Genomic DNA, 5,268 nt, shown 5'->3' on the forward strand with positions numbered 1-5,268 from the left:
CGGCCGCCTGGGCGGGGGGCGCGCGTGGACCTCGCTGGCGGGGTGGGCCCCCACACACCCCCCGCTGGCGCTGCGCCCCCGCGCGCCGCCGCCGCCCCCCCCCCCCCCCCCCCCCCCCCCCCCCCCCCGCTCCTACAAAAGCAGCCGTCATTTAGGACTTTGCCACCTTCCGCGTGGCCGCCCGGCGAGTACACTTTCCTCCGGGGGTAACGCGTAGAGAGGGGCGGCATGTATGGATACCCGTAAAAGCTGGCGGAGCCTGCCCTGGGGGCGCGCACGCGACCGGGCGATAGCAACCTACCAGTCCCACCGGGCCCGGCGTATCGCCCTTGGCCTGGTCATCGCGCTGGCGCTCTTTGCCCTGCTCGGCTTCCTGGCCGCACCCTCCCTGATCCGCTCACAAATCGCCAGCCGCGCCAGCACCGCGCTCGGCCGCCAGGTGACCATAGGCGACGTCAGCCTCAACCCGTTTACCCTCCGGCTCACCCTGGCTCGCCTGCATATCGCCGAGGCGGACGGAAAGACGGCCTTCATCGATATCGGCCAGGTCACCGCCAACGCATCCTGGGCGTCTCTCTTCCGCCTGGCCCCCATCCTGGACGAGCTGCGTATCGATAGCCCGCGCGTACACCTGCAGCGCAGCGCGCCACAGCGTTTCAACTTTACCGACATCCAGGAGCGCTTCGCGAAGCAACCTGCCGCACCTGACAGCGGGCCGGCACGATTCGCTCTGTCGAACATTGCCATCCACGACGGGCAGGTCGACTTCGACGATCGTGTCCTCGACGCAAAGCACCAGGTGGACCACCTCGAACTCGGCATCCCGTTCATCGCCAGCCTGCCCAGCGATGCCGACATCTTCGTGCAGCCCTTACTGGCCATGAACATCGATGGCAGCCCGCTCAAGGTGCAGGGCCAGACGAAGCCGTTCGCGAGTAGCCACGAGTCGGCCATCACCTTCCGTTTTGATCAGCTCGACCTGCCCCGCTATATCGGGTTCGTGCCGGCGCAACTGCCGGTAGCTGTTCCAGGTGGCAAGCTTTCGGGGGTCATGACGGTGGACTTCTCGCAGGGCGAGAAGCAGTCGACGGTGCGGATCAAGGGCCGGCTCGGACTTGATGGGCTCAAGGTGACGGGCAAGGATGGTGGCGCCCTGCTCGACATAGGCCATGCCGATGCCGACCTGGGCGTGCTCGATCCGCTCACCTCGCGCTACCGCCTCGGCGCCGTCTCGGTGAAGGATGCCGCCGTGCGCTACGCCCGCCTTCCCGGCGGCAAGAGCAATGTCGACGCGCTGACGGCCGGCGATTCGAAGCCGGACCCCAAGACGCCGCCGACCGATGTGCGGATCGAATCGCTGACGCTGGCAAACACCAGGATCGACTATGCGGATCTTGCTGCCCCAGTCCCTGCACACCTCACCCTTGAGGGCCTCGCTGGCACCCTCCGCGGCCTGAGCACCGTCAAGGCACCGCCCGCCGCGCTCGATGTGTCAGCGCGCATGGCCGGCGGCTCGCTGGCCACGACCGGCAAGTTCGACCTCGCCGGCAGCCGTTACGAGGGCAAGGTAGATATTCGCCACATCTCGCTTGCGCCCCTCATGCCGCTTACGCCGCCCATGCTGGCGGCCGACATCACCGGGGGCACGTTCACCGCCGACGGTACGCTGAAAGCCGATTGGCACGACGCCGCCATGGTCCGCCTCGAACAGGCTAAGGCACGCCTCGACGGATTCACCCTGGTGCCACGCAACGGGCGCGCCTCGCCCATTACCTGGAAATCGCTCACTGCCACCATCGCCTCGGTCGATATGGCAACCAGCGAAGCCCGGGTTGATTCGCTCCTCCTCGAAGGCCTCACCCTCGATATCCAGAAGCTTGCCAACGGCAATCTCGATATCGTGAACGTGCTGCCCGCCAACGCGAGTGCCGCGCACCCCGCAGGCCACGACTGGCACTGGAGCGTCGGCCACGTGGGCATCAACGACGGCAAGGTGACCCTGCGCGATGCGAAGGCACCAGGCAAGCGCAACGCCGTGAGCATGACGGCCAGTGCGTTCAGCGTGGACGGCCTTTCCGATGACCTGCGCAAGCCCATCAACGTGGATCTCAAGGGCGGGTTGGGCGAAGGCACGTTCGCCGTGACGGGCAAGGTCAAGCCGCAGCCGCTGGAGGCCGAGCTGAAAGTTCAAACGACCCGCCTTAATGTCGCGCCGCTGCAAAACCTGGTGACCGTGCCGCTCAACGTCACAGTAGCCAGCGGCCTGCTCAGTATCGATGGCGACGTACGTTACGCGGACCACGGAAAGGATGCCCCGCGGATCGGCTACCGCGGCCGCGCGACGTTGGGCCGTGTCCGTGTACAGGACAAGCTCACCAACGACGATTTCCTCCGCTGGACGTCGCTAAGCGCGACGAACATGTCCGTCGCCATGGGCGAAGGCGTGCCACGCGTAGCCATCGGCGGCCTTGCCCTCGATGATTTCTACGCGCGCGTGATCATCAATGCGACCGGGCGTTTAAACCTGCAGGATGTGGTCGCCAGCCCGGAATCGCCCGGCGCAGTCTCTGTCACCCAGGCGCAGGCAAATCCCGCGCCGAAGAAAGCCGACGAGCCCGTACCCGTACCCGCCGCAGAGGGACCGGAAGCCGACATCCGCATTGGGCAGATCACTCTCACGAAGGGTCGGCTCAACTACACCGATAACTTCATCAAGCCGAACTACACCGCCGATGTCACGGACCTCGCGGGCAAGATCGGCGGATTCGGTACCGTCGCCGGCGCGCCGCCGGCGCCGCTGACATTGCAGGGGCAGCTCGATGGCAATGCACCGGTCAATATCGATGGCACGATCAACCCGCTGGCCCCGGTGGCGTTCCTCGATATCACCGCCAAGGCGGAAGGCATCCAGCTCACCAACCTCTCGCCCTATTCGGGCAAGTACGCGGGCTACCCCATCACGCGCGGCCGCCTGAACGTGGATGTGCACTACACGCTCGACCAGCGCAAGCTCAACGCGGACAACCACATTTTTATCGACCAGCTCACGTTCGGCGACAAGATCGAGGGGCCGGGCGTGAGTCACCTTCCGGTGAAGCTCGCTGTGGCCTTGCTGCGCGATAGCGAGGGCCGCATTGATGTGCACGTGCCAGTCACCGGCTCGCTCGACGATCCGCACTTTAGCGTCGGCGGCCTGATCTGGCGCGCGATCGGCAACCTCATCGTCAAGGCGGTGACCTCGCCGTTCCGGCTGCTCGCCTCCGCGGGCGGCGGCCGGGAAGATCTCGGCTACGTCGAGTTCGCACCCGGCTCGGCCGTGCTGGACCCAGCTGCGGAGACCAAGCTCACCGAGCTGGTCAAGGTGCTGAACAACAAGCCGTCCATCAGCCTGGATATCATCGGGCGGATCGACACGAGCAAGGATGAAACCGGGCTGCGCAAAGTGATGGTCGATGACCTGATCCACCAGGAGCAGGTGAACGACAAGGGCGACGACACCACACCGCCCACCCAGGAACAGCAGGACAAGTACCTGGAGCGGGCGTACAAGCACGCCTCGTTCCCCAAGCCCAAGAACATGATTGGCCTGACCAAGTCTCAGCCGCCCGACGAAATGCGCACCCTGATGGAGACCAATATGCCGGTGGATGCCGACGCGTTGCGCCATCTGGCCGAGCGGCGGGCCAATGCCGTGCGCCAATGGCTGCAAGGCAAGGTCGACGACAAACGGGTGTTCGTCCTGGCGCCGAAACTCGACCCGAAGGGGATTGATGATGGCGGGAAGACGACCCGGGTGGATTTCGGTCTCCATTAGACGAGACCGGGGCGTGACCGTGTCGCGGTTTCGTGGCCGGGATCGCGCGCGAGCGCGCTCCTACAGGGCGCGCGGGGGTAAGGGCGCGCTAGAATCGGGGTTTTCCCCGTCCCGGAACCCGTCCCATGTCGTACCCCGCCCAGGAACGTTTCGCCGCCGAGCTCGCCTCCATCCGTGAGCAGGGCCTGTTCAAGGCCGAGCGCATCATCGTGTCACCGCAGTCCGCCGAGATCGAGCTCGAAGGCGGCCGCAAGGTGCTCAACTTCTGCGCGAACAACTACCTGGGCCTGGCCGACCACCCGGACGTGATCCAGGCCGCCAAGGATGCGCTGGATTCCCACGGCTTTGGCATGGCCAGCGTGCGCTTCATCTGCGGCACGCAGGACCTGCACAAGGAGCTCGAAGCCAAGATCGCCCATTTCTTTGGCACCGAGGACACCATCCTCTATGCCGCGTGCTTCGACGCGAACGGCGGCCTGTTCGAGCCCCTGCTCGGCGAGGAAGACGCCATCATCTCCGATGCGCTCAACCACGCGTCGATCATCGACGGCATCCGCCTGTGCAAGGCCAAGCGCTTCCGCTACAACAACTGCGACATGGCCGACCTGGAAGCCCAGCTGCAGGCGGCTGACGCTGCAGGCGCGCGCACCAAGCTGATCACCACCGATGGCGCCTTCTCGATGGATGGTTTCATCGCCCCGCTGGATGAGATCACCGCACTGGCGAAGAAGTACAACGCGCTGGTGCATATCGACGAATGCCATTGCACCGGCTTCCTCGGCGATACTGGCCGCGGCTCGGCTGAATACCACGGTGTGCTCGACAAGATCGATATCGTGACCGGCACGCTGGGCAAGGCGCTGGGTGGCGCGCTGGGTGGCTTCACCACCGGCCGCAAGGAAGTGATCGAGATGCTGCGCCAGCGCTCGCGCCCTTACCTGTTCTCCAACTCGTTGCCGCCGCACGTGGTGGCCGCAGGCAGCAAGGTGTTCGACATGCTCGCCGCCGCCGGCGACCTGCGCGACCAGGTGAAGGAAAACACCCGCTACTTCCGCGAGAAGATGACCGAAGCCGGTTTCGACATCCGCCCGGGCGTGCACCCGATCGTCCCGGTGATGATTTACGACGCCAAGCAGGCGCAGGCCATGGCGGCCGAACTGCTGGAGGAAGGTATCTACGTCACCGGCTTCTTCTTCCCCGTCGTGCCGCAGGGCAAGGCACGCATCCGTACCCAGATGAGCGCCGCCCACACGCGCGAGCACCTGGACAAGGCCGTCGCCGCGTTCACCAAGGTGGGCAAGAAGCTCGGCGTACTGAAGGGCTGATGTATCGCCCTGTAGGAGCGGGGGGGGGGGGGGGGGGCGGGCGGCCGGCCGGCGCCGGGGGGGGGGGGGGGGGCCCCCCGCCGGGGGGGGGGGGCCCCCCGGGCGCGGGGGAGCGAGGGGGGGGGCGAC

Annotated in this window: 2 protein-coding genes; both read left to right on the forward strand. The window is 66.2% G+C overall.

Annotated features, from left to right (window positions below):
- Positions 1–232: 232 nt before the first annotated feature.
- Positions 233–3,814, forward strand: coding sequence for a DUF748 domain-containing protein (locus ABIE56_RS22505; RefSeq protein ID WP_429246047.1), 3,582 nt, complete (start codon positions 233–235; stop codon positions 3,812–3,814).
- Between the two features lie 125 nt (positions 3,815–3,939).
- Entirely contained in the window at positions 3,940–5,139 is a 1,200-nt protein-coding gene (gene kbl / locus ABIE56_RS22510; RefSeq protein ID WP_429246048.1) for a glycine C-acetyltransferase, read from the forward strand.
- Positions 5,140–5,268 lie beyond the last annotated feature (129 nt).

Origin of the sequence: Luteibacter sp. 621, from assembly GCF_050435445.1 — a bacterium.
GTDB lineage: Bacteria > Pseudomonadota > Gammaproteobacteria > Xanthomonadales > Rhodanobacteraceae > Luteibacter.

Excerpts from the sequence above, each read along its gene's own strand:
- ABIE56_RS22505 (WP_429246047.1), top strand. The coding sequence starts at position 233 with ATGGATACCCGTAAAAGCTGGCGGAGCCTGCCCTGGGGGCGCGCACGC.
- kbl (WP_429246048.1), top strand. The coding sequence starts at position 3,940 with ATGTCGTACCCCGCCCAGGAACGTTTCGCCGCCGAGCTCGCCTCCATC.